The organism is Pseudonocardia sp. C8 (genome assembly GCF_014267175.1).
Lineage (GTDB): Bacteria > Actinomycetota > Actinomycetes > Mycobacteriales > Pseudonocardiaceae > Pseudonocardia.
On sequence record NZ_JACMTR010000002.1, the window covers coordinates 5,307,996 to 5,332,178 of the forward strand.

Annotated in this window: 14 protein-coding genes; 7 read left to right on the forward strand and 7 right to left on the reverse strand. The window is 74.9% G+C overall.

Annotation, left to right across the window (positions count from 1 at the left end):
• Positions 1 to 21 precede the first annotated feature (21 nt).
• Together H7X46_RS25285 and H7X46_RS25290 are read left to right on the forward strand one after the other, a co-directional pair.
• A complete protein-coding gene (locus H7X46_RS25285) occupies positions 22 to 1,428 on the forward strand; it encodes an FAD-binding oxidoreductase (RefSeq protein ID WP_186361731.1) in 1,407 nt (468 codons plus the stop codon).
• A 16-nt stretch (positions 1,429 to 1,444) separates the two neighbouring features.
• Positions 1,445 to 2,200: a decaprenylphospho-beta-D-erythro-pentofuranosid-2-ulose 2-reductase gene (locus tag H7X46_RS25290; protein WP_186361732.1), complete on the forward strand. Its 756-nt coding sequence runs from the start codon at positions 1,445 to 1,447 to the stop codon at positions 2,198 to 2,200.
• Positions 2,201 to 2,204: 4 nt separating this feature from the next.
• On the opposite strand, the gene H7X46_RS25295 is transcribed toward H7X46_RS25290, so the two are convergent.
• The 3 genes from H7X46_RS25295 to H7X46_RS25305 form a co-directional block, all read right to left on the reverse strand.
• Positions 2,205 to 2,855, reverse strand: a complete 651-nt coding sequence (locus H7X46_RS25295; RefSeq protein WP_186361733.1) for a nitroreductase family protein — start codon at positions 2,853 to 2,855, stop codon at positions 2,205 to 2,207.
• Positions 2,856 to 2,949: 94 nt separating this feature from the next.
• Positions 2,950 to 3,618: a hypothetical protein gene (locus H7X46_RS25300; RefSeq protein ID WP_186361734.1), complete on the reverse strand. Its 669-nt coding sequence runs from the start codon at positions 3,616 to 3,618 to the stop codon at positions 2,950 to 2,952.
• Positions 3,619 to 3,883: 265 nt separating this feature from the next.
• Positions 3,884 to 5,905, reverse strand: a complete 2,022-nt coding sequence (locus tag H7X46_RS25305) for an acyltransferase (protein ID WP_186361735.1) — start codon at positions 5,903 to 5,905, stop codon at positions 3,884 to 3,886.
• A gap of 191 nt (positions 5,906 to 6,096) precedes the next feature.
• On the opposite strand from H7X46_RS25305, the gene H7X46_RS25310 reads away from it, so the two are divergent.
• Both H7X46_RS25310 and H7X46_RS25315 read left to right on the forward strand, forming a co-directional pair.
• Entirely contained in the window at positions 6,097 to 9,330 is a 3,234-nt protein-coding gene (locus H7X46_RS25310) for an arabinosyltransferase domain-containing protein (RefSeq protein WP_186361736.1), read from the forward strand.
• A 44-nt stretch (positions 9,331 to 9,374) separates the two neighbouring features.
• A complete protein-coding gene (locus H7X46_RS25315) occupies positions 9,375 to 11,273 on the forward strand; it encodes a glycosyltransferase (RefSeq protein WP_186361737.1) in 1,899 nt (632 codons plus the stop codon).
• On the opposite strand, the gene H7X46_RS25320 is transcribed toward H7X46_RS25315, so the two are convergent.
• From H7X46_RS25320 to glf, 4 genes are all read right to left on the reverse strand, one after another.
• Complete coding sequence (locus tag H7X46_RS25320; RefSeq protein WP_186361738.1) at positions 11,274 to 11,969, reverse strand: hypothetical protein; 696 nt, start codon at positions 11,967 to 11,969, stop codon at positions 11,274 to 11,276.
• A 290-nt stretch (positions 11,970 to 12,259) separates the two neighbouring features.
• Positions 12,260 to 15,238, reverse strand: coding sequence for an arabinosyltransferase domain-containing protein (locus tag H7X46_RS25325; RefSeq protein WP_186361739.1), 2,979 nt, complete (start codon positions 15,236 to 15,238; stop codon positions 12,260 to 12,262).
• Complete coding sequence (locus H7X46_RS25330) at positions 15,235 to 17,244, reverse strand: glycosyltransferase (RefSeq protein ID WP_186361740.1); 2,010 nt, start codon at positions 17,242 to 17,244, stop codon at positions 15,235 to 15,237. Before H7X46_RS25330 ends, H7X46_RS25325 begins: the two co-directional genes overlap by 4 nt.
• Before the next feature lie 292 nt (positions 17,245 to 17,536).
• Positions 17,537 to 18,742, reverse strand: a complete 1,206-nt coding sequence (gene glf, locus H7X46_RS25335; RefSeq protein ID WP_186361741.1) for a UDP-galactopyranose mutase — start codon at positions 18,740 to 18,742, stop codon at positions 17,537 to 17,539.
• A gap of 143 nt (positions 18,743 to 18,885) precedes the next feature.
• Here glf and H7X46_RS25340 point away from each other — a divergent pair, with 143 nt between their 5' ends.
• The 3 genes from H7X46_RS25340 (at position 18,886) to H7X46_RS25350 (ending at position 24,173) form a co-directional block, all read left to right on the forward strand.
• Positions 18,886 to 21,006, forward strand: coding sequence for a DUF6541 family protein (locus H7X46_RS25340; RefSeq protein WP_186361742.1), 2,121 nt, complete (start codon positions 18,886 to 18,888; stop codon positions 21,004 to 21,006).
• Positions 21,007 to 21,145: 139 nt separating this feature from the next.
• Positions 21,146 to 23,344 carry a DUF6541 family protein gene (locus H7X46_RS25345; RefSeq protein ID WP_186361743.1) on the forward strand — a complete coding sequence of 733 codons (2,199 nt, stop codon included), beginning with the start codon at positions 21,146 to 21,148 and terminating at the stop codon, positions 23,342 to 23,344.
• A gap of 49 nt (positions 23,345 to 23,393) precedes the next feature.
• Positions 23,394 to 24,173, forward strand: coding sequence for a methyltransferase domain-containing protein (locus tag H7X46_RS25350; RefSeq protein WP_186361744.1), 780 nt, complete (start codon positions 23,394 to 23,396; stop codon positions 24,171 to 24,173).
• Positions 24,174 to 24,183: the final 10 nt, after the last annotated feature.

Here is a 24,183-nt window from a genome sequence, read left to right on the forward strand (position 1 = left end):
GGGGCGCTAGCCTCTCCCCCGATGACGGACACGACCGTTCCCACCAGCATCCGGACCGACGCCCCGGAGCGCCGGACCGCGTCCCTGCACGGCTGGGGACGGACCGCGCCCACCATCGCGCAGCTCGTCACGCCGCGGGACGCCGAGGACGTCGCGGCGGCGGTCCGCACCGCCGGCGAGCGTGGGATCATCGCCCGCGGCCTCGGCCGGTCCTACGGCGATCCGGCGCAGAACGCGGGCGGTGTCGTCCTGGACATGCCGGGCCTGAACCGGATCCACGCGATCGACCCGGACACCGGTGTCGCCGACGTGGACGCCGGGGTCAGCCTGGACCAGCTCATGCGGGCCGCGCTGCCGCACGGCCTGTGGGTCCCCGTGCTGCCCGGCACCCGCCAGGTGACGATCGGCGGTGCGATCGGCGCCGACGTCCACGGCAAGAACCACCACACCAAGGGCAGCTTCGGCAACCACGTCGAGTGGCTGCAGCTGGTGACCGGCGACGGTTCGGTCAAGGAGCTGACCCCGACGGGCCCGGACGCGGCCCTGTTCTGGGCCACCGTCGGTGGCATGGGGCTGACCGGTGTGATCGTCCGGGCGAGGGTGCGGCTGCACCGCACCGAGTCGGCGTACTTCGTCGTCGACACCGACCGGACCGACGACCTCGACGGCCTGCTGGAGCTGCTCACCGACGGCTCCGACGACACCTACGGCTACTCCGCCGCCTGGTTCGACACCACGACCACCGGCGCGAAGCTGGGCCGCTCGGTGCTCACCCGGGGATCGCTCGCGACCGTCGACCAGCTCCCCGAGAAGCTGCGGTCGGACCCGCTGAAGTTCGACGCCCCGCAGCTGCTGACCTTCCCGGACGTCTTCCCGAACGGGCTGGCCAACAAGCTGTCGCTGACCGCGTTCAGCGAGCTGTGGTTCCGCAAGGCCCCGAAGCGCCAGCGGGGCTCGGTGCAGAACATCACCGCCTTCTACCAGGTGCTCGACGTGTTCGGGGACTGGAACCGGGTCTACGGGTCGAAGGGCTTCCTGCAGTACCAGTTCGTCGTCCCGATGGGCGAGGAGGTGGCGCTGCGCCGGATCGTGGAGCGGATCGCGCACTCGCCGCACAAGTCCGGGCTGAACGTGTTCAAGCGATTCGGTGCCGGCAACCAGGCGCCGCTGTCGTTCCCCACCGAGGGCTGGACGATCACCGTCGACTTCCCGATCGCGAACGGCCTGTCCCGGTTCTGCACCGAGCTGGACGAGCTGGTGCTCGCCGCCGGCGGGCGGCTGTACCTGGCCAAGGAGTCGCGGACCTCGCCGGAGGCGTTCGCCGCCGGCTACCCGCGGTTCGACGAGTGGAAGGCGATCCGCGACGCCGCCGACCCGGCCGGGGTCTTCGCCTCCGACATGTCCCGCCGCCTCAAGCTGACCCTCTGAGTCCGGAGCTCCCCTGATGATCGACGCCGTAGGCAACCCGCAGAGCATCCTGCTGCTGGGCGGTACCTCCGAGATCGGCCTGGCCACCGTCCGCGCGTTCGCCGCGGACCGCCCGCTGCGCGTGGTGCTGGCCGCCCGCCCCGGGCCGCGCCTGGACGCCGCCCGTACCGAGCTCGAAGGGCTCGGCTGCGGGGTGGAGACGATCGAGTTCGACGCCGCCAAGATCGACACCCACGCCGAGGTCGTGAAGAAGGCCTTCGCCGGCGGGGACATCGACGTCGCCGTCGTCGCGTTCGGCCTGCTCGGCGACAACGAGCGCGGCTGGACCGACGTCGACCACGCCGTCGAGCTGGCCCAGGTCAACTACACCGCGACCGTCTCGACCGGGGTCACGCTGGCCGAGCGGTTCCGCGAGCAGGGGCACGGCTCGATCGTCGCCATCTCCTCGGTCGCCGGGGAGCGGGCCCGCCGCTCCAACTTCGTCTACGGCTCCACGAAGGCCGGGATGGACGCGTTCTACACCGGGCTGACCGAGGCGCTGCGCGAGTACGGCGTCGCCGTCACGATCGTCCGGCCCGGGTTCGTGCACTCGAAGATGACCGAGGGCCTGGACCCGGCGCCGCTGGCGACGACACCGCAGGCGGTCGCGGACGTGATCGTCGACGCCGTCCGCAACCGCAAGGAGCTCGTCTGGGCGCCGGCGCCGATGCGGTTCGTGATGAGCGCGCTGCGGCACGTGCCGCGTCCGATCTTCCGGAGGCTGCCGATCTAGTGCCTCACCAGCCGTCGACGTGCAGGACGTCGTCGAGCGGCTGGCGCTTCGCGGGCTTGAAGGTGTCCCCGGTGTAGTAGGCGACGGGCAGCAGGACGCCCTGCCGGACGTCGTCGGGGACGCCCAGAAGCTCCGAGATCTCCTTCTCGTACTTCAGGTGCAGCGTGGTCCACGCGCTGCCCAGCCCGCGGGCGCGCAGGGCCAGCTGCAGGCTCCACGCGGCCGGCAGCAGCGACCCCCACAGGCCGGCCTGGTTGCTCGCCGGCAGCTCGGCCGCGGCCTTCAGCGCGCCGATGACCAGCACCGGGACCTCGCCCATCCGGTCCGCGAGGTACTGGGCGCTGTCCGCGACCCGGTTCTGGGTGGCGTCGCGGTCGGCATCGCCCCACGAGCGGTTCGCCGGGTACGCCGACGAGTTCCGGTACGCGGTGAACGACTCGCGGTAGTACTCGCCGATCGCCTTCCGCTTGTCCGCGTCGGTGATCACCAGCCAGTGCCAGCCCTGCTGGTTGGAGCCGCTCGGTGCCTGCAGCGCGACGTCGAGGCTCTCCCGGATCACGTCCAGCGGGACGTCGCGGGTGAGGTCGAGGCGCTTGCGCACGGACCGGGTGGTGGTCAGCAGCTCGTCGGGGCCGAGGGGAAGCACGTCCGTCATACCCGCATCCTGCCTCGCCGGACCCCAGGGCTGGTGCTTCGGCCCTCGAACGGCGGGCCTCAGTGCCCATGCTTCGGCCCTCGACCGCCGGGCCTCAGGCCGGCTTGCGGACCACCAGCACGGCGCGTTCTCCGGCGCCGACCTCCAGCGTCAACCAGCCCGACGACCGCTGGGTCCGTGCCGGGGCCGTCCGCGGGTCGAGCAGGGCGGGGACACCGCCGTAGGGGCCGCGGGTGAGCCCGTCGGACCCTTCGCGGACGACCTCGAACCCGGCCGCGACCAGGATCTCCCGGATCCGCACGTGCCCCCGCGGGACGCGCGGCGGGACCCACCGGGCCCCGGTGAGCTCGCGGCCGCGGCCCTCGGCGTCGGCGGCGACGACGAGCGCGTGACCGCCGGGCTCGAGCGCCCGGAACCAGCCGCCGGGACCGGTGTCCCCGCCCAGTGCCGCGTCGGGCAGCCGGTCCAGCACCTCGATCGCGGTGATCGCCGCGACGGGACCCGGGAGCTCGTCGACCCGGGTGTGCACCGGGCAGCCGGGGGCGCCGGCCCGGATCGCGGCGGCCTCCTCGTCGGACGCCGCGAGTCCGGCTGCCGGGCCGAGCCGGGCGAGCCCGGCCAGCAGCCCGCCGCCCACGCCCGCGACGTCCAGGTACGGGCCACGGCCCAGGTACTGGCGGACCAGGCGCAGGTACCACTGGCGGGCCGCCCGGTCCGGCGGTGCGGTGCCCGGCAGGTCGGGCGGCGGGGTCGTCGGAATCATCGGTCCATGGGGGTCGGCGACGCGGGGTGCCATTCTGACCCGCCGCGTCGAGGGCCCGGCGCCGTACCCCGGCGAGCTCGTCCGGTGCGGCGCGTCCGGGCGGGGCGCACGGCAGGGGATGCACACTGCGGTGATCGACCGTTGTGGAGCGCGGCGTTCGTGAGGCGAGCGCCACACTCCCCAACGGTCGATCATGGCGGGTTCCGCCGCACGCCGGTGGCGACGACGGCCGTCACGCGGGGCGGCGGGACGGACGAAGCCGGGGTCAGGCCCCGTGCGCCGGACGCTTCCGGCGACGCCGCCCCGCCACACCCGACGCCGCGACGATCGGTGTCGCGGCGCTGGCGTGCGCGTCGCGGTGCCGGCCACCACGACCGCAGTTCTCGACACCGCTGCGGGTCCCGGGAAGCGCGGACGCGGAGCGGATCGCACGCGGGGCCGGCACGACGTGGCCGGCGCCGTCGGCGACCGGGCGCACCGCGTTCCGGAGCGCGTGCAGCCGCTCGGCCCGCTCCGCGTCGGCGACGGCCAGGTCACGCCTCCGGGCAACGGCGGCGAGGTCGGTGGCCACCCCGCTGCCCGGCGCCCGGGTACCGGCGGAGCGGGCCGCCGCGAACCGGTCCCCGGGCCCGGACGCGGCCGGGGCCACCGCCGGCTCCTCCCGGCGCCGCGGATCCCGGATCGGCACGGCCGGCGCGGGGACGACGACGGGCTCGTCCGGCGCCGGTTCGGACGCCGGCGTCGTCGGCTCCGGCTCGGCCACGGGCGCCGTGGGCTGCGGCTCGGCCACGGGCGCCGTGGGCTGCGGCCCGGTCCCCGGCCCGCTCGACCGCTGTCCGGCCGCCGTCGCCGGACCGGTGCCGGACGACGCGAACGATGCACCCGACGTCGCCCGTGCGAACGACCCGGCCGGCGCGAACGACGCGGCCGGTGCGAACGACGGCGAGGACGGGGACGACGTGACGGACCCGATCCTCGGCAGCACCGCCGTCACCGGGTCGCACCGCGCGTCGTCGGTGGCGACCGGCGCGCTGTCCACAGACCTGTCCACAGCCGTGCGCACCGCGGCGCCTGCGACCGGCCGCGCCCGCATCCACCGCCGGGCCGGGCACTCGACCAGCGCGTACAGCAGGTGCGCCGCCGGCAGCGTCCCCGCGAGAACGGCCAGCGCGATCAGGTGCCCGGTCACGCCCCCGTCCGGGACGAGCCCCCGATCCCCCAGGAACCAGAGGATCTCGAACATCGGGATGTGCACGAGGTAGAGCGCGTACGAGATCCGCCCGCCGTGCACGACGGCGGCGCGGGTGAGCAGGTGGTGCACCGGCCCCCGGTCGGCGAGCGCCAGCGCGCCGACCAGCACCGGGAACAGCAGCACGGCCGCAGCGGCGCCGTACCCGGAACCGGGGACCAGCAGGACCGGGATCGCGACGGCGGTGAACGTGGCCGTCCACGACGCCGCCGCGGCGACCGGCCGGCCCGCGACCCGCGGTTCGGCAGCCCGCGTGGCGGGCACCCAGCCGGCCGTGCCGCGCAGCCGCCGTACGGCCAGCATCGCCAGCACCCCCGCGGAGAACCCGCCGAGGATCCGCACCAGCCAGCTGTACGGGTAGTACGGCGACCCGACGACCACGAACGCCGCCGCCACCGGGGCCACGCACAGCAGCGACCCGGCCGCCAGGGCCGCGAACGGCAGGTTCCGCAGCCGGTGGAAGGCCACGGCGAGCAGGGGGAAGAGCAGGTACGCCAGCCACTCCGCGCTGATCGACCAGGTCGGGCCGACCCAGGACGCGCCGTCCAGGTACGGCTCGTCCCACATGTGGACCAGGAGAAGCTGCTGCAGCCACGTGCCGGCGTCCAGCGACGGCTGCACCGCCTGGTAGGCGATCCGGCCGTCCGGGCCGAGCACGGCGCGCGCCACCAACCACACCCCGAAGAGGTGGAGCACGACCGCGTAGGCGGGCCACATCCGCGCCGCGCGCGCCCACAGGAACCGGCCCGAGTCGCGCACCCGCAGCCGCGGGCCGAGCCGGTCCAGGTGGGTCCAGGCGATCACGAACCCGCTCAGCACGAAGAACAGGTCCACGCCGAGTGCACCCTGAGTGATCAGCGGGCCGAGCCGGTCGGCCACCTCGGCGACCCCGGGCAGGGCGGTGAAGTGGAAGTGGAACACCACCACCCACACCGCGGCGACGATCCGCAGTCCGGTGAGCGCCCGCACCTCACCGGCGGCGGACGGGGCCCGGACGGTGGGATCGGCCGCGGGACGCGTAGGGGCGCTGATGCTCACGACGGCCCCAACGAGAGCCGATCACCACCGTCACCGGTGACACCTGAAGAGGGCCCGAATGTCGCATCCCGTGACACAGGGTGACGACCGGCCCCCGCGGCCGGACTTGAGATCCCGACGGGGCGAACCGCGTCCCGCCCGATCACGGGGGCGTCACAGATGATCTTCGGTACCCGTCTAGCCTCGGCAGGGTGCTGACCGCCGACACGGAGCCCGACCATCGGGCCGGGACCCGGTCCGGCGACCGCGGTTCCCGCCCTGCCGACCGCCTGCTGGCCGCGGGGCTCGGTCTGGTCTCCGCGTTGCTGGCGCTGGCGATCCCGTTCCTCCCGGTCGTGCAGAACACCGCGACCGTGACCTGGCCGAACGCGGAGACCGGGACGTCCCCGGTCAACGCGCCGCTCGTGGCGTACCGCCCGGAGTCCTTCTCGGCGACGATCTCCTGCGACGCCGTCCGCAGCCTCGACGCCCGCACCCCCGGCACGGCCACGGTGCTGTCCACGACACCGGACGCGGCACCGACCGGTGACGAGGTCGGGATGCGCCTGACCGTCACCGACGGCACGCTGGCCCTCGACGACCGCGGCCTGCGCGTCGCCACGACCGCGCTCCCGCCGCCGGGGGCACCGTGCACGTTCGGCTTCGAGTCGGACAGCGGATCGACGACGTCCACGCTGGCCGGCGAGACCGTCCACGAGACCACCCGCGACGACCGGCCGCAGGTCGCGGGCATCTACTCCGATCTCGACGCCGGCCTCGACCCGATGGGCGGGACCACCGTCCGGTTCGACACCGACAACCGCTACGACGGTGATGCGTCCGCGCTGAAGGTGGTCGCCGGCACGGTCGCGGTGCTCGCGCTGCTGGGGTCGCTGTTCTTCCTGCGCCGGATCGACGACCTCGACGCCCGCCGGGTCGTCCACGGGCGACGGCTGGCGGTCGGGCTGCGCGGCCGGGACACCGCACGCGACGCCGTCGTCGTCGCCGTCCTGGTCGTGTGGGCGCTCATCGGCTCGATGACCCCCGACGACGGCTACATCCTCGACATCTCGCGCGGCAACGACTCGAGCGGCTACATCGGCAACTACCACCGCTGGTTCGGCGTGCCCGAGGCACCGTTCGGCTGGTTCTACCAGCTGTACTCGCTGTGGAGCGGGATCTCGGACGCCGTGCTGTGGCTGCGGGTCCCGGCCCTGGTGATGGGCATCGTCTCCTGGTTCCTGATCAGCCGGGCGCTGCTGCCGCGGCTGGGCACCCGGGTCCGGCGCAGCCGGTCCGCGGGCTGGGCGGCTGCCGGGGTGTTCCTGTGCTTCTGGCTGCCGTTCAACAACGGGCTGCGCCCGGAGACGGTCGTGATGATCGCCGCGCTGGTGTCGTTCGTGATGCTGGAGCGGGCACTCGCCACCCGACGGCTGCTGCCGGTCGCGGGCGCGCTGGTGGCCGGGGCGTTCGCCGTCGCCGCGACGCCGACCGGCCTCATCGCCCTCGCCCCGTTCCTCGCGGCCGCGCGGCCACTGCTGACCCTGCTGACCGAGCGGATCCGCCGTTCCGGTCCGCTGACGACCCTCGCCCCGCTGGCGGCCGCCGGCCTGATCGTGCTCACCGCCGTGTTCGGCGACCAGACCTGGGCGACGATCGCCGAGGCGACCCGGGTCCGGACGGCCATCGGGCCGAGCCTGTCCTGGTACGAGGAACTCTCCCGCTACGAGCTGCTGTTCAGCGAGACCCGGGACGGGTCGGTGCAGCGCCGCTTCCCGGTGCTGCTGCTGTGGCTGTGCACGGCCGTGTCGACGGTCGTGCTGCTGCGCCGGGGCCGCATCCCGGGTGCGGCGCTGGGCTTCTCCCGCCGGCTGCTCGCCAGCACGGCGGTGTCGTTCGCGGTCCTCGCGCTCACCCCGACGAAGTGGACCCACCACTTCGGGGCGTTCGCAGCGCTCGGGGCCGGCGTCGCGGCGCTGGCCGCGCTGGCCACCAGCACGGGGGTGCTCCGGTCGCGGCGCAACCAGGCGGTGTTCCTCGCCGCCGTGCTCGCCGTGACGGGTCTGGCGTTCACCGGCCCGAACACCTGGTGGTACGTCTCCGACTGGGGCGTGCCCTGGTTCGACAAGCCGGTCTCGGTCAGCGGCATCCGGGCGACCTCGCTGCTGCTGGCGGCCGCGTTCGTCTCGCTGATCGTCGCGGCGGTCGAGCACCTGCGGTCGAAGTCGGGTGTGCCGCGACCGGTCCGCCAGACCGTCGGCCGGCGGCGGGGCCGGATCGGCCAGGCCCAGGCCGTCCGGCTGGGGTCGGCCCCGCTCGCGGTGATCTGCGCCTGCATGGTGCTGTTCCAGGTCGCGTCGCTCGCCAAGGGCATGGAGAAGCAGGCGGGCTCGTACTCGCTCGGCGCGGACGTCCTGACCGACCCCACCGGCTCCGAGTGCGGCCTGGCCGGGCGGATCCTGGTGGAGACCGACCCCGCGGCGAACGTGCTGCCGCCCGCGCCGCGCACCGGTGGTGCCGGCGCGGAGCCGCCGGTCGCCGAGGGCTTCGTCCCCGACGGCCTGCCGCCGTCCGGACCGGGGTCGTTGCGGGACACCGGCGGTGACGGTGCCCGGCGGGCCGGGATCACCGGGACCGGCCCCCTCGGCGGGCCGGTCGTCGGCAGCTGGTCGTCGGACCCGAACACCGTCGGCGACTACCGGTCCGGCTGGTACGCGCTCCCCGACGCCGCCCGGGACGGCGCCGCACCGCTGGTGCTCGGGATCGCCGGCATCGTCGGCGGCGGGAACTCGCTGACCCTGGAGTTCGCCCGCGACGGGCAGGTCGTCGACTCGGTCGAGCCGTCCGGCAGCGCCGGAACGGTGACGACGACCTCCGACCACGCCGGCGGCGCCGCGGGTGGCATGGGCTGGCGGGACGTGCGCCTGCACCTCGCCGGGCGGGAGGCCGCGAACGCCGACTCGGTCCGCGTCGTCGTCTCCGACCGCGGGCTCGGGCCCAACTCGTGGATCGCCGTGGCGCAGCCGCGGGTCCCGCAGCTCACCGCGCTGACCGAGGTCGTGGCGGGACGCCCCGGTTACCTGGACTGGGCGACGTCGTTCGTGCACCCGTGCCTGAGGCGGTTCGACGTGCACCGCGGCATCGCCGAGGTCCCGGCGTTCCGGATGCTTGCCGACATCCAGCAGCGGACGGTCGCCGACGAGTGGGGCCGCGCGTCCAACGGCGGCCCGCAGGGGTGGCTCACCCAGGTCGGCGCCCAGCGCTACGTGCCGACCTACCTGCCGGGCGCGTGGGACTTCGACTGGGGCCAGATCCGGCTGATCGACCCCTACGAGCCGCGGGCGGTGCCGGCCCCGGTCGAGCACGGGGAACGCACGATGTGGGGCTGGCAGCAGGTCGGTGAGGCGGGCAGCCCGCCCCCGAACCCGGCGCCGCTGCCGGGCTGACAGACTCAGCCGAGCCCGAACCGACCGAGAGGCGACTGCGAGACATGCTGGACACCGCCGGTACGACCCGCGACGGCGCCCCCGCACCCGCCGCACCGTGGGCCGGTGACGCACGGCCCGGCCGGCTGGTGGTCCAGCGTGGACCGTTCACCGGGCCGAGCGCGCTGGTGCCGGAGGACCTCTACGCGGAGGTCCTGCGCGGGGCTGCCCGCCGCGAGCGTGGCCGCATCGAGCTGGCTCCGGCCTCCCTGGTCACGACGAACACGTACTGGGGGCGGCTGCACGCCACGTACTGGCAGCGCTGGACCGCGGTCGACGAGGTGCGCGTGTCCCTGCGCGCGAGCGGGCGCGGCCGGATCTGGCTGATGGCGTCGGACACCAACAAGGTGGCCCGCGCGGTCGCGGTGTCCGATGTCGACGGGGACACCGCCGTGGAGCTCACCGGGCGGATCGACCGGTTCGTCGACGGCGGCGGGCTCTGGCTGGAGCTGGGCACGGACACCGGGTCCATGACGGTGTCCGATGTGGAGTGGTCGGTCCGGGCTGCCGGTCCGGCCCGGCCCACGACGGTCACCATCTGCACGCACAACCGGGTCGAGGACTGCCTGAACACGCTGCAGTCCCTGGTGGACGACACCGAGGCCCGTGCCCGGGTCGCGCTGGTCCGGGTGGTCGACCAGGGTAGTGACCCGCTGGAGTCCCGGGACCGGTTCGCGGCGATCGCGGACGCGTTCGGCACGCAGCTCGTCTACCAGCGCCAGCCGAACCTGGGCGGCGCCGGCGGGTTCACCCGCGGCCTCTACGAGGCCACCGCCGGGGACCCGGCCGACGACCACGACGTCCTCCTCATGGACGACGACGTGCTGCTCGACCCGGAGATCGTCGTGCGCCTGACCGGGTTCGCCGCGTGCACGGCGACGCCCACCATCGTCGGCGGGCAGATGCTCAACCTGCTGCACCCCGGCCACGTGCACATCACCGCCGAGTACGCCGAGCCGGAGCGGCTCCGGGTCGGCCGGCCGGTGCCGGGCGCACTCGAGGAGGGCTTCCTGCTCGGCCGCGACGACCGGGACCTGCCGACCGTGCAGGACCGGCGGGTCGACACCGAGTACAACGGCTGGTGGTCCTGCCTGATCCCGGCGCCGATCGTGCGCGCGATCGGCTACCCGCTGCCGCTGTTCTTCCAGTGGGACGACGTGGAGTACGGCTACCGCGCCCGCGAGCACGGCTACCCCACGGTCTCCCTGCCCGGCGCCGGCGTGTGGCACGCCGACTTCGGGTGGAAGGACTGGGACGAGTGGCACCGTTACTTCAACCAGCGCAACGGCCTGATCACCGCGGCGCTGCGCACCGGGTTCGACCGGCGCACGGTCACCACCACGATCGTCGAGCTGCTGGCCCAGTACCTGGTCGCGATGCAGTACGGCCTGGCCGCGACCCTGCTGACCGCGGTCGAGGACTTCCTGGAGGGCCCGTCGGTCCTCGACGACGGCTCGGCGGCCGCCGCCGCCCGGATCCGCCGGATCCGGGCCGCGTACCCCGAGACGGCGGCCGTGCCGATCTCCGGTGCCGCCCTGGACCCGCGCGAGTCCGTGGTGCACCTGGCCGGGCCGAAGCCGAGCAAGATGGTCCGGACGTGGCTGAAGCGGGCGGTCCTGCAGGCGTCCGGCCGGCTGCCGTTCCGGTCCGGGATGGTGCCCGCCGGCGAGGCGCACTGGTGGCACGTGGCGCTGTTCGAGCGGGCGGTCGTGACCGACATGGCCGAGACCGGCGTCCGGGTCCGGACCCGGGACCGGGAGCATCTGCGCGCGCTCGCCACCCGCGGTGTGCGGACCGTGCGCAGGCTCTACACCGAGGGCCCCGCCGCGGCCCGGACCTGGAAGGCGGCCGAGCCCCGGCTGACCGCCCGGGAGACGTGGACCCGGCTCTACTCCACCCCCTGATCACCGACCGGGGAGCGACCGGGTAGCTCGCGTCCGCTCCGGTCCCGGTGCTCGTCCCGGATCGCCGGACCGCCGCGCCCGGACCCCGATCAGGACGGCCGGCAGCACGGCCACCGCGGCCACCGGCATCGGCGCGCCGAGCACGAACCCGACCGCGAGATCGACGACGACGGCCGCGCACGCCGCCGCGAACATCCACCGCGGCCCGGTTCCCGGCTTCGGGCGGCCGGGCGTCCACGGCGTCCGGCCCCACGGCTTCGCGATCGACACCCAGGCCTGGAACGCGATCGCCGACACCATCAGCAGGGTCGTGGTGAGCAGCGCGGCCGGCGGGGCGGACGCCGGGGCGACCCGTGCGCCGTCGAGCATCCCGGACAGCACGAAGATCCCCAGGTACAGCTGGACCAGGGTGATCCCGAACTTCACCGTCACCCACCAGTGGTGGAACAAGCCGTACGGCGTCGCGGCGGCGAGCACGATCCCGGTCAGCGCCGATCCGGTGGCGAGCGGGGCGAGCAGCACGGCGTCGAGGTGGTGCGCGGCGAGCACCGCGGAGGCGCGGGCGGCCGGGTCGGCGGCGGCCAGTGCGAGCAGGACGGCCAGCGACGCGGCGAGCGCCATCCAGCCCACCGAGGTGAGCACGTGCAGCCAGACGGTGAGCCGGCGCCAGGTCCGGGTCGAGGGCAGCGAGAGCATGGGTCCAGCCCACCGGACGCGGGGCCCGGCGCCCTCGGTGACGGCCCCGGGGTCACCCGGGGGACGGTGTCGTCGTTCCGGCGTACCGGCAGCCCGTGGAACCGGTCCCGGTTCGCCGCACGGCGAGCCGCCCGGGGCGACCCGCGCGCCCGCCGGTGTTCGGTGCTCCGCCCCGGGCCGCCCCGCCGACATGCAGCTGAGCGCGAATTGTCGATCTTCTCGGAACCGAGAGCTGCATCTCGGCGGGGGCCGGGGGTGCGCACCCCGGCCGCCCGCGCGGGACGTGCCGCTCAGCCCAGGAAGTCCCGCCCGGTGTACGCCTTGTTCGCCAGGCTCGGCTTCCCCTGCCAGCCCCACCGTCGCTCGGTGCCGACCTCGAGGTGGTAGCGGCCGGGCGGGTGGTCGTACTCGACCCGCTCGACGTGCCCCCAGCCGTCCATGGCCCGCCCGGGCGGCGGTTCCAGGCGCGACGGCAGCTCGTCGAACGTGGCGGTCCGCTCGATCCCGGCGAGCGTCCCGCCGTTGGCGAAGAAGAACGCGTTGTCCTCGGTGGCGCCCTCCATCCCGTCGCCGGCGCGGAGCCGCCACCGCGGGGCCTCCGCGATGCCGTGCCGCACGACGATCTGGTCCTCGCACGGCCACAGCAGCGCCGAGGCCTGGTCGGCGTACACCGGGTCCCCGCGCACGACCTCGGACGCCGGGCGTTCCCGGGCGGGCACCGGCGCGCCCGCCGCCAGCCAGCTGTCGGGCCCGTCGAGCGTGTCCTCGACGACCAGCCGGACCTGGGTGACGGGCAGCCCCGCCGCCGCGAGGCCGGCCTGCAGGTCGGTCCACTCGGCGGTCTTCTCACCGGGCAGCTCCAGGGGGATCCGGGCGGTCGCGGCCGGCTCACCCGGCGGTCCGGTCCCGGCCTCGACGGTGACGGACTGCCCGGACCGCAGGTCACCGGTGGCGGGCACGAGCACGCTCGGCGTCCCCGCCGGCACGGGGGCCCAGCCGGTGGTGAGCGTGCCGGTGCCGGCGTCGTCGGTGTGCCACACCGGGCCGGGCAGCGCGGGCCGGTCCCGCGGCGGCCCCTCCCGCATGACGCCCGTGAGCCGCGACGGACCGGACGCGAGCGGCCCGCCGTCCGGCACCTGGACGACGACGGCGTCGGCGAGCCCGCACGGCTTCCCGGTGAGTGCGGCCAGGTTCATCGAGGCCACCGACGGGCCGGGGGCCTGCTGCACCGGCGCGAGCACGAACACGAGCAGCATCAGCGCGACACCACCGGCTGCGGCCGTGCGCAGCACCGCACCGTCCGGGCCGGGGCCGGACGGCCGGCCCGCACGTCGCCGCCGGTGCGCCCACCACAGCGCGGCGACCGCGACCAGCAGCCACAGCAGCGGGCTGCGCAGGTACAGCGGGCCGAGGTGCGGGGCGAGGACCTGCTGGTGGACGGGTGCGTCGACGACCGAGTGGTTGCCGAACGGCTGGCCCCAGTCCCCGTACGGGCGCCACAGGTTGGGGCCCGCGTAGATCACCGCGGCGACGACGCCGAGCACCGCCGTGCCGACGGCGACCAGCCGGGCCGGTGCGCGGCGCGGCAGCGGCCCGCGGGCCAGTGCGATCCCGAGCAGCAGGGTGGCCGGGGCGGCGACGGCCCCGAAGTGGTTGACCCACTTGGTGGGGCTGAGCGCCAGCGCGACCAGCGCGAACGCGGTCACGGTGAGCGCGAACCCGTGGGCCCGCCCGAGCGGACCACCGGTGCCGCGCCGGGTCGCGAGCCGCGCCGCGCCGAGCGCGAGGACGGCGACGGTCAGCAGGACCGGCAGCCGCCGCCCCCACACGCCCTGCTCGTCGGGCAGCAGCAGGTTGGCGTAGTGGACGAGCTCGGAGTACCAGGCGTACTGGAAGTAGTACCAGCGGTGCACGGCGACGGACTGGCGCACGTCGGCGAGGGTCTGGTCGGCCAGCCCCAGCGGGACGACGACGCTCGCCGCGGCGAGCGCGACCGCCGCCGTCGCGAGCCGGGCCGGCCACCGCGAGTGCACGAGGTGCCACCACACCAGCGGCGACGCCAGCAGCAGTGGGGCGGCCGCGGTGAGCGCGGCCGGCGCGGTCGTCACCCCGAGCACGGCCACCGCCGTCGCCGGGGCCAGCAGCCCGACCGCTCCGGTGCGCAGCGCGACCGCGACCAGGGCGAGGACGCCGGCGGCGGCGAGCGTCCCGGCGGGCTCGGGGCGCAGCGAGATCCCGTACGGCAGGAACCACGCGAGGTGGGCGACGGCGAGCGCGGCGACCACCCCGGGCCGGGCACCGACCCGGCCGGCCAGCGCGACCAGCGCCAGCCGGAGCAGCACCCACGTCCCCAGGCCGAGCACGACCGGTACCACCCGCATCGGGAGCAGCCCCCAGCCGGCGACGCCACCCCAGAACTGCAGCAGGTACTGGCTGGACGCGAACGGCGCCTCGGTGACGTTGAACTGGTAGATCGCGTTGCCGATCGTCCCGGTCTCCGCGCCCTGGCGGGCCATCAGCGCGTACCACGAGTCGTCGATGTTGACCGGCCCGAGCACGGCCCAGGCGAGCGTCACGACGAGCACGACGGCGTCGGCGATCCCCGGCCGCGGCCGCACGGCGAGTGCGCGGCGGGTGCCGGTCCAGGTCCGGACGGCGACCGCGAGCGTCGCCGCCAGCGCGACCAGGTGCGCGACCAGCAGCGCGACCTTCAGCGGGGTCGGCGACGACTCGTAGCGGGCGTCGGTGTGCAGCTGCACCCCGAGCCCCTCGGACGCCGGCCCGGTGACCGCGGTGGACAGCTGCGCGACCTGCGGCGGGGCGAGGTCGGGGCGCTCGGCGAGGGTGGCACCGTCACGGGTCACGACGGTGCCGTCGGCGCCCGCCGTGACCCGGTAGACGCAGCTCCCGCCGACCGGTCCGGTGTGCAGCACCTCCGGTCCGGAGCGGATCGTCAGGGTCCCGCCGGAGACCGTCGCGGACAGCCCGGGAGCGGTGGCCGGGTCGTCGGCCGCGGCCGGCATCGTCCGCAGCACGTCGCCGTCGCCGACGGCGGCGGCCGCGGCGCACGGCACCGAGGCGGTGAACTCCAGCGGCCGGTACGGCGACAGCGGCAGCACCGTCGGCTCCGGTGCCGCACCCGGCCGCGGCCAGGTGACCACCGGGTCGTCGGCGTCGACCGGTGCCAGCGCCGCGGCCAGGCCGAGCAGGCAGGTCAGGCCGCCGAGCAGCAGCAGGAGCCACCCCCGGCGAGCGGGGGCGGTGCTCACTCGAAGATCTGCTTCCAACCGTCCTTGCCGGTCAGCGTCGGCTTCGCCGCCCGGTAGCGTCCACGCAGGACCTCCCAGTCCGCGGCGACCGCACGGTGCAGCCGGAGCGACTCGCGGATCATCTCCGTGAACATCCGCGGGTCACGGCGCCGGAACGTGACGCCACGGCCGTCCGGGGTGGACACCGTCGCGGAGTCCAGTCCGGCGAGGACGAACCACTGGGCGTTGGCCCACGGGACGTTGCGCTGCGGCCGTTCCCGCAGCTCCGGGTCGGGGGTACGCAGGTTCCGCAGCACGCCGCGGGCCAGGCCGAGGGCGACCTTCGCCTTCCCGACCGGGGGCTCCGGGAACAGCTGGGATCCCAGCGCGTCCAGGTCGGACAGCGGGACCTGGGTCTTGGAGTCCAGCGGGCGGCCGTCGTCGTACCGGCTGCGGAGCTCGCGGATCTCGTCGAGCACCACCGGCAGCTTCGGGAACAGCGCCTCCGGGCCGGCGAGGAAGTCGGTGAACGCCTTCAGCTGCAGCGCGACGGCCGAGTACTCCATGAGCATCAGGTGCCGCAGCGTGCGCTTGAACGTCTCCTTCAGCATCGCCTTCGGGTCGTCGGGTCCGTGCAGGGCGGCGGCGACGAGCCGGTTGCGGTAGTGGAAGTAGGCCTGCCAGTCCGACGAGTCGTCCTTCTCGATGAACGACATGTGCCAGATCGCGATGCCCGGGACGGTCGCGGTGCGGTAGCCGGCGGCGCGGGCGCGCAGGCCGTACTCGGCGTCGTCCCACTTGATGAACAGCGGCAGCGGAAGCCCGAGGTCCTCGGCGACCCGCCGCGGGATCAGGCACATCCACCAGGCGTTGTAGTCGACGTCGACCCGGCGGTGCAGCCACGGGGTCTGCCGGAGCGTGCGCTCGGCGAGGTCGTGGTGCGCCTCGGTGCGCGGTGCGGGCCGCCACAGGAACTGGTTGCGGTCGACGACCTCGCCCATCGTGGACAGCTGCGAGCGGGCCTGCAGCGACAGCATCTGGCCGCCGACCAGCATGGGCTCGCGGGCGAACCGGGAGAACGCGATGGCGCGGAGCATCGAGTCGGGCTCGAGCAGGATGTCGTCGTCCATGTAGAGGATCTGCTCGCAGTCGATGCCCCCGGCGTGCGGGCCGGTGCCGTGCAGGACCTCGTACATGATCCGGGCGTAGCCGCCGGAGCCACCGAGGTTGGGCTGGTCGACGATCCGCAGCCGGTCACCGAGTGCGGCGGCGACCTGCTCGTAGCCGGCCTCGTCGCGGACCTTCCGGGTGCCCTGGTCGGGCAGGATGATCGCGGTGACGGCGTCGAGGACCTGCGGGTCGGAGGCGAGCGCGGTCAGGGTGGCGACGCAGTCGGCGGGCCGGTTGAAGGTCGGCATCCCGACGACGACGGCGGCCCGGCCGGGTGCGTCGTGCGGCGCGTGCCAGCCGCCGCTGTGCAGCGTCAGGTCCCCGTCGTCGGTGGACAGGTCGAACCAGTACCAGCCGCCGTCCTCGAACGGGCGCAGGTCCAGCTCCGTCGTCAGCCGGCGGCGCCCCTCCACGACCTCGCCGGCGACGAAGATCTGCGAGCCGTCGGCCTTGGTGCGGTAGACGTCGACCCGGCCCGAGCCCTCCAGGTCGAGCCGCAGCTCGATGCTCGACAGGGTCGACCAGGCCCGCCAGTAGCCGGCCGCGAAGGCGTTGAAGTAGGCGCCGAACGAGACCTCGGTGGCCGGCGGGACGGTCGCGCTGGTCCGGTCGGTCACCCGGGTCCGGCGGCCGCCGGCCGTCGACACGGTCAGCGACAGCGAGCGGTCCCGCTGGCCGGTCGTCGGTTCGACCGGGGTGAGGACGGTGCCCGGGCGCTCGTCGAGGTAGAGCGCACGCACCGCCAACGGGTCCGCGGGGCGGGGCAGGATGACCCGCTGCAGCAGCGTCTCGCCGGTGGTCGGGGACTGCTCGATGTCGGGCACCTGGCCTCGCTGGTCCGTGGGGACGGTGGTCATCGCAGGATCGGCCTCGGGGGTCGGCGGGTCGCGGTCGTGTCCCGCGCCGTGGACGGCGGCGTCGCCGGTCCGCCCGGGCCCGGGAGGAGTCCGGACGAGAGTAACCGCGCGTCACACCCCGGCCGGGAGGCGGGCGGGCGCGCCGCGCAACCGGGGTGGTACGTCCGGTTCGGCGTGCCGGACCGGACGGCGTGACCAGCACCGGGCAGCGCCCGCGGGCCGCCGGGCGCACCGGGAGTTCCTGGACGCGATGCGGAGCCGGGATGGTCGATGAGGCCCGGCTCGCCCGATGTCAGTCCTCGGCCTCGGTCCCGGACAGCGGCTTGCCCTCGGTGAAGTGCGGGACGAGCCGGTTGGTGTACATGGTCAGCGCCGACCCGATGGCCATGTGCATGTCCAGGTACTTGTAGGTGCCCAGGCGCCCGCCGAACAGCACGTTCCGGTTCGCGGTCTCCTTGCGGGCCAGCTCGCGGTAGCGCTCGAGCTTCGCCCGGTCCTCCGGGGTGTTGATCGGGTAGTACGGCTCGTCGCCGGACTCGGCGAAGCGGGAGTACTCCCGCACGATCACGGTCCTGTCCGTCGGGTAGTCGCGCTCCGGGTGCATGTGCCGGAACTCGAGGATCCGGGTGAACGGCACGTCGGCGTCGTTGTAGTTGATCACCGAGGTGCCCTGGAAGTCGCCGGTGTCCTCCACCGAGAGCTCGAAGTCCAGGGTCCGCCAGCCCAGCTCACCCTCGCTGTGGTCGAAGTAGCGGTCCAGCGGGCCGGTGTAGACGACCGGGGTGTCGGCCGGGATCCGGTCCCGGACCTCGAAGAAGTCCGTCTCCAGCACGACGTCGATGTTCTCGTGGTCCGCCATCCGCTCCAGCCACGCGGTGTAGCCGTCGACCGGCAGGCCCTCGTGGGTGTCGTTGAAGTAGCGGTTGTCGTAGGTGTAGCGGACCGGCAGCCGCGTGATGATCGAGGCGTCGAGCTCCGTCGGGTCGGTCTGCCACTGCTTGGCGGTGTAGCCCTTGACGAACGCCTCGTAGAGCGGCCGCCCGACCAGCGAGATCGCCTTCTCCTCCAGGTTGGCCGCCTGCGCGGTGTCCACCTCCGCGGCCTGCTCGGCGATCAGCGCCCGGGCCTCGTCGGGGCTGTGCGCCCGCCCGAAGAACTGGTTGATCAGCGCCAGGTTCATCGGGAACGCGTAGACCTGGTCGCCGACCCGGGCGAACACCCGGTGCTGGTAGTTCGTGAACTCGGTGAACCGGTTGACGTACTCCCACACCCGCTCGTTGGAGGTGTGGAACAGGTGGGCGCCGTAGCGGTGGATCTCGATGCCGGTCTCCGGCTCCGGCTCGGAGTAGGCGTTGCCGCCGATGTGGTCCCGGCGCTCCAGCACCAGGACCCGCTTGCCGAGGCCTTCCGCCACCCGCTCGGCGACGGTCAGGCCGAAGAAGCCGGACCCGACGACGATCAGGTCGTAGCTGCCGAGGTCGTACGCGTCGAGACTCACGGCACCCGAGGGTAGGGCAGCCGTGATCGGGGGCACCCGGCGGCTTCGGTACCCTCCTTGACGGGCCGTGGAAGCGGACGTATCCGGCATTCCCGCTGCGGACCGGCCCCGGCGCCGGGCATCCGAGGAAGGAGTCGGCCCGCGTGAGCTGGTTCGCCGCCGTTCCCCTCGTGCTCCTGGCGGCCGCCTGGGTGACGCTGCCCGGCCTGCTCGTCGGGGTGGCCGCCGGGCTGCGCGGCATCGCGGCGTGGGGGGCGGCCCCGTTGCTGTCGGTCGGCCTGATCGCCGGCTCCGCGGTGGCCGGGGGCGTGCTCGGCATCCCGTGGAGCGGGGCCGTCCCGGTCGCGACGGCACTGCTGTTCGCGCTGGTCGTGGTGGGTACCCGGCGGCTGGTGCTCCGCCGGCCGCTGGTGCCGGGGTGGGCCCGGGTCCGGGCCGGCGCCGCGGCACGCCGGGCCGTGCTCGTGCAGGGCGGGCCGGATCGCCGGTGGACCGGGCTCGCCGCAGCCAGCGGCCTGGTGCTCGCCGGGATGCTCGGCTTCCGGGCCGCGATCCGCGGGATGGACCGGCCGGACGCGCTGTCCCAGACGTTCGACGCGAACTTCCACTACAACGCGGTCGCCCGGATCCTGAACACGGCGGACGCGTCGTCGCTGACCGTCGGCGGGCTGGTGAACTCCCCCGGCTTCTACCCGGCGGCCTGGCACGGTGTCGTCTCGCTCGTCGTGCCGCTGGCCCCCGGCCCGGGCGAGATCGTCGTCGCGTCCAACGTGGTGGCGCTGGTGACGACGCTGCTGGTCTGGCCGCTCTCGGTGCTGCTGCTGGTCCGGACGCTGGTGGGGCGCTCGGCGGGGGCCGCGCTGGCGGCGCCGGTGCTGTCGCTGGGCTTCGTCGCGTTCCCGTGGACGCTGGTCACCTACGGTGCGTTGTGGCCGAACCTGCTCGGCGTCGCGCTCGTCCCGGCCGCGCTGGCGACCGTCGCGCTGGCCGCCCGGCCCGGGCTCGGACCGGGAGCCGCGGTGCGGCGGGACCCGCCGGCAGACGCGGTACCGGCGGGGCCCGCCCCGGACGGCCCGTACCCGCCGGGACGGGTGGCGCGCTGGTTCCCGGTCACCGGCGCCGTGCTCGCGCTCGGGCTCGCGCACCCCAACGCGCTGTTCGGCGCGGTCGTGCTGGCCACGCCGCCGGTGCTGTGGGGCCTGGCCGGTGGGGTGCGCCGCGGGCTGCGCGCCGGCGGGTGGCGGGCGGCCCGGGCGCTGGCGGTGGCGCCGGTCGTCCTCGGCTCCGGCGCGGTCGTGGGCTGGCTGATGTTCGTCTCCCCGGCACTCGACGGCGTCCGCGGCTACTACTGGGAACCGGAGGTCACCACCGGCGAGGCGGTGCTGAACACGGTGCTGCACAACCCGGGCGGCCACGACCCGGCGTGGTCGGTCGCGGTGCTGACGCTCGCCGGCGCGGTGTGGGCGCTGCGCCGGGCACGGACGTCCTGGCTGGTCCCCGCACACCTCCTGGTGTGCGTCCTGTACGTCGTCGGCGCGAGCACGTGGTCCTCGGTGTGGACCGGTGTCTGGTACAACGATGCGCCCCGGATCGCGGCGCTGGTCCCGGTGACGGCGGCGCCGGTGGCCACGCTCGGGCTGGTCGCGCTGTGCTCGCTGGCCCGCAGGCTGGCCTGCGTCGCCCGCGACGCCCTCACCCGGGCCGCGCCCGCCGTGCGGCTGTGGCCCCGCCCCCGGGCCGCGGTCCTGGTCGCGGCCGGGGTGGTCGCCGTCGTCGTCACCTCGGGCGGGCTGTACCAGCGGGCACACATCGATGCGCTCGCCGGGATCTACCAGACACCGGAGGAGGTGCTGGTCGGCCCGGAGCAGGCGCAGTTCCTGCGTTACGCCGGTGAGCTGCTGCCGGCCGACGCCGTCGTCGCGCAGAACCCGTGGGCCGGCACCGCGATGCTGTGGCCGCTGACCGACCGGAAGGTGCTGTTCCCGCACCTCACCGGGGTGTGGACGCCGGACCAGCAGGTGATCGCCGAGCGGCTGCGGTACGCCGGGTCCGACCCGGCCGTCTGCGCGGCGGTCGCCGAGACCGGTGTGGGGTACGTGCTCACCGCGCCGCCGACGTTCTGGGAGCCCGACCCGCACGCCGACGACTGGCCGGGACTCGACGACCTCGCCGACGCCGACGGCTTCGAACTGCTCGCCGAGGAGGGCGAGAACGCGCTCTGGCGGATCACCGCGTGCGACGCCGGCCGGGTCGTCGGCTCGTGATCCGTACGGTGGGTACACGTCCGGCGACGGAGCTCGCACACCGGTAAGGTCCGCCCCGGTCTCCGCCGTGTCGTGCCCGGCCGGCGGTGCGGTGAACGGGACCGGGCGGCGGTCGCCGGGAGAGGAGCTGGGACCCGCGATGGCCGCCCCCACCTGGCTGTCCGCGCTGCCCGTCGCGGCCGTGGCCGTGTTCTGGGTCCTCGGGCCCGGCCTGCTCGCGACCCGCGCGGCCGGTCTCCGCGGCGTCACCGCCTGGGCGCTCGCCCCCCTAGTCTCCGTCTCGACGATCTCGGTGTCGGCCGTGCTCGGCACGGCACTCGGCATCCCGTGGGGGCCGTGGGTCCCGGCGGTCGCGGTCCTGCTGCTGGCCGTGGCCACGCTCGTCTTCCGGGGTTTCGTCGCCCGCAGGCCCGCCGGCAGCGCGCTGCACCGGGGCTGGCGGACGGCACTGGCGACCTGGGAGCCGGGCCGCCGGCTGCGGGCCTTCGTCGTCCGGCTGCGCACGCCCAGCGGGATGTTCGCGAAGGGCCCCGACCCGCTCACGACGGCGCTGCCGCAGCAGCTGGGGCGGCCCACCGACCGGTCCGGTGTGGACGGTGACCGGGCCGGCCGCGCCGCCGCGCTCGGGACGCTGGTGGCCGCCGTGCTGGCCTGGGTCACCGTCGTGCTCGGCTTCGGTCCGGCGGACGCGCTGTCGTCCACGTTCGACGCCGTCTTCCACTACAACGCCGTCGCCCACGTGCTGCACGCGCAGGACGGCTCGTCGCTGACGCTCGGTGTGCTCACCAACCCGACGTCGGAGACCGCGCTGTACCCGGCCGCGTGGCACGACCTCGTCTCGCTGGTCGCGATGCTGTCCGGGGCCGGGGTGCCGGTGGCGACGAACGTGACGGCGTGGGCGGTCGCCGCGCTGGTCTTCCCGCTGTCGGCGCTGGCGCTGACCCGGCAGGCGCTGGGGCCGTCACCCGGTGCCGCGTTCGCCGCACCCGTCCTGGCGACCGGGTTCAGCGCCTTCCCGTGGGCGCTGATGTCGTTCGGTGTGCTGTGGCCGAACCTGCTCGGCGTCGCGCTGCTGCCGGCCTGCCTGGCCGCACTGCTGGCGGCCGTGCGGGGAGCCGACCGCGGCGTCCTCGGGCCGGGCGGCGCGCTCGTCCTGCTGGCCCTCACGGTGCCCGCGCTGGGGCTCGCGCACCCGAACGCGGTGTTCAGCCTGGCCGTCCTCGGGCTGTTCCCGGTGCTGTGGGGGATCGCCCGGCTGGCCCGCGCCCGCTGGGGGACCCGGCTGCTGTGGCAGCCGGTGCTGGCGGCCGCCGTGCTGGCCGCGCTGGTGTGGACGCTGCTGTGGTTCATGACCGCCTCCCCGCTGACCGATGGGGTCCGCAGCTTCGACTGGAAGGCGTTCGTCGACACCCCGGGCGCGGTGGCCGACGTGGTGTGGAGTGCGACGAACCGCCGCCCGTACCTGATCGTGCTGTCGGTGCTGGTCGTCGTGGGCGCGGTCGCCGCCCTGCGCCGGGCCGCGACGTCCTGGCTGGTCCCCGCCCACCTGCTGTCCGGGGCGCTGTACGTGCTCGCCGCGTCCAGCGAGAGCGAGCTCAGCGCCGCCCTCACCGGAGCCTGGTACAACGACTCCTACCGGCTGGCCGCGATGCTCCCGGTGACCGGTGTGCCGCTGGCGGTGCTCGGCCTGCTGACCGTGGCCGGTGCCGTGCGGGTCCTCCTGGTCCGCCGGGTCCCGGCCGTCGCGGCGCGGCTGCAACGCGACGACGGCCCCACGGTCGCCCTCGCCGGGGTCGCCGCGCTCGTCGTCGCCGTGACCGGCGGGCTGCACGTCGTGACGCACTCCTCGGTGCTCGCCGGGACCTACCGGCACCCGTCCGACCAGCTCCTCGACCCGGGCCAGCGCGAGTTCCTGGTCCAGGCAGGCGAGATCGTGCCGCCGGGTGAGGTCGTGGCCGCCGACCCGTACACCGGCAACGCCCTGCTCTACCCGCTGACCGGCACGGAGGTGCTGTTCCCGCACATGACCGGGAACTGGACGCCGGACCAGCGGCTCGTCGCGACCCGGATGCGGGACGCCGGGACCGACCCCGCGGTGTGCGCGGCCGCGGAGGCGACCCGGGTCCGCTGGGTGATCAGCGGGCCGATCACCTTCTGGCCGTGGCACGGCGGTGCCCGCTGGTACCCGGGCCTGCACGACATCGCCCCGGTCCCCGGCTTCGAGCTGGCCGCCTCCGGTGGTGGCCAGGAGCTGTGGCGGCTCACGGCGTGCGACCCGGAGCCACCGGCCCGCCCCGGCACGCAGGCCATGCCGCCCGTCCCCGGACCACCGCGCTGACTCTCGTACGGTGAAACCTCCCGACCGCCCGAACGGAGACCTCCCCGACGTGGACCCGAACGAGCACACCGCCCTGCCCGAGTACGAGCGCTCGCTGCGGATGGTGGAGCGCAGGCGGCTCGCGACCGGGTTCGCGAAGCAGATCGCGCTCACCACCGCCCCGTTCCTGGACCGCCCGTTCGCCGACTGCCGGGTGGCCGACCTCGGCTGCGGCTACGGCTACACGGCGCTCGAGCTGGCCGGCATGTGCCGCGAGGTCGTCGGCATCGAGCCGAACGCGGCGCTCGCCGCCGAGGCGACCCGGCTGGCGGAGGAGGGTGGCGCGGACAACTTCACGTTCCGGGTGCAGGGCATCGGCGAGTTCGGGCACGGACCGGACTCCGGCGCGTTCGACGTCGCGGTGCTCGACAACGTCCTCGAGCACCTCGACGACCAGCCCGACGCGCTGGAGCGGATCTCGTCGTGCCTGCGCCCGGGCGGGGTCGCCTACATCCTGGTGCCGAACCGCTGGTGGCCGATCGAGGCGCACTACTCGCTGCCGTTCCTGGCGTGGCTGCCGCTACCGCTGGCGAACCGCTACCTGCGGCTGTCCGGGCGCGGGCAGGACTACACCGACGCCAGCTACGCCCCCGGCTACCTGCGGATGCGGAAGCTGCTGGCGCAGCGGCCCGAGCTGGACGCCCGGTTCACCGTCCCCGGCGACGTCAGCCTCGCCGAGGGTGGCGGGTCGAGGCTCTACGCGGCCGGGGTCGCCGCGCTGCGCCGCTTCCCGCTGCTGTGGGCGATCTCGAAGGCGTTCCTGGTCGTCGCGGTGAAGAAGCCGGCCTGACGATCGTGCC

What these genes read in the sequence shown, in the direction of transcription:
- H7X46_RS25285 (WP_186361731.1), top strand. Translation starts at nt 22, where the DNA reads ATGACGGACACGACCGTTCCCACCAGCATCCGGACCGACGCCCCGGAG.
- H7X46_RS25290 (WP_186361732.1), top strand. Translation starts at nt 1,445, where the DNA reads ATGATCGACGCCGTAGGCAACCCGCAGAGCATCCTGCTGCTGGGCGGT.
- H7X46_RS25295 (WP_186361733.1), bottom strand. Translation starts at nt 2,855, where the DNA reads ATGACGGACGTGCTTCCCCTCGGCCCCGACGAGCTGCTGACCACCACC.
- H7X46_RS25300 (WP_186361734.1), bottom strand. Translation starts at nt 3,618, where the DNA reads ATGATTCCGACGACCCCGCCGCCCGACCTGCCGGGCACCGCACCGCCG.
- H7X46_RS25315 (WP_186361737.1), top strand. Translation starts at nt 9,375, where the DNA reads ATGCTGGACACCGCCGGTACGACCCGCGACGGCGCCCCCGCACCCGCC.
- H7X46_RS25320 (WP_186361738.1), bottom strand. Translation starts at nt 11,969, where the DNA reads ATGCTCTCGCTGCCCTCGACCCGGACCTGGCGCCGGCTCACCGTCTGG.
- H7X46_RS25330 (WP_186361740.1), bottom strand. Translation starts at nt 17,244, where the DNA reads ATGACCACCGTCCCCACGGACCAGCGAGGCCAGGTGCCCGACATCGAG.
- H7X46_RS25345 (WP_186361743.1), top strand. Translation starts at nt 21,146, where the DNA reads ATGGCCGCCCCCACCTGGCTGTCCGCGCTGCCCGTCGCGGCCGTGGCC.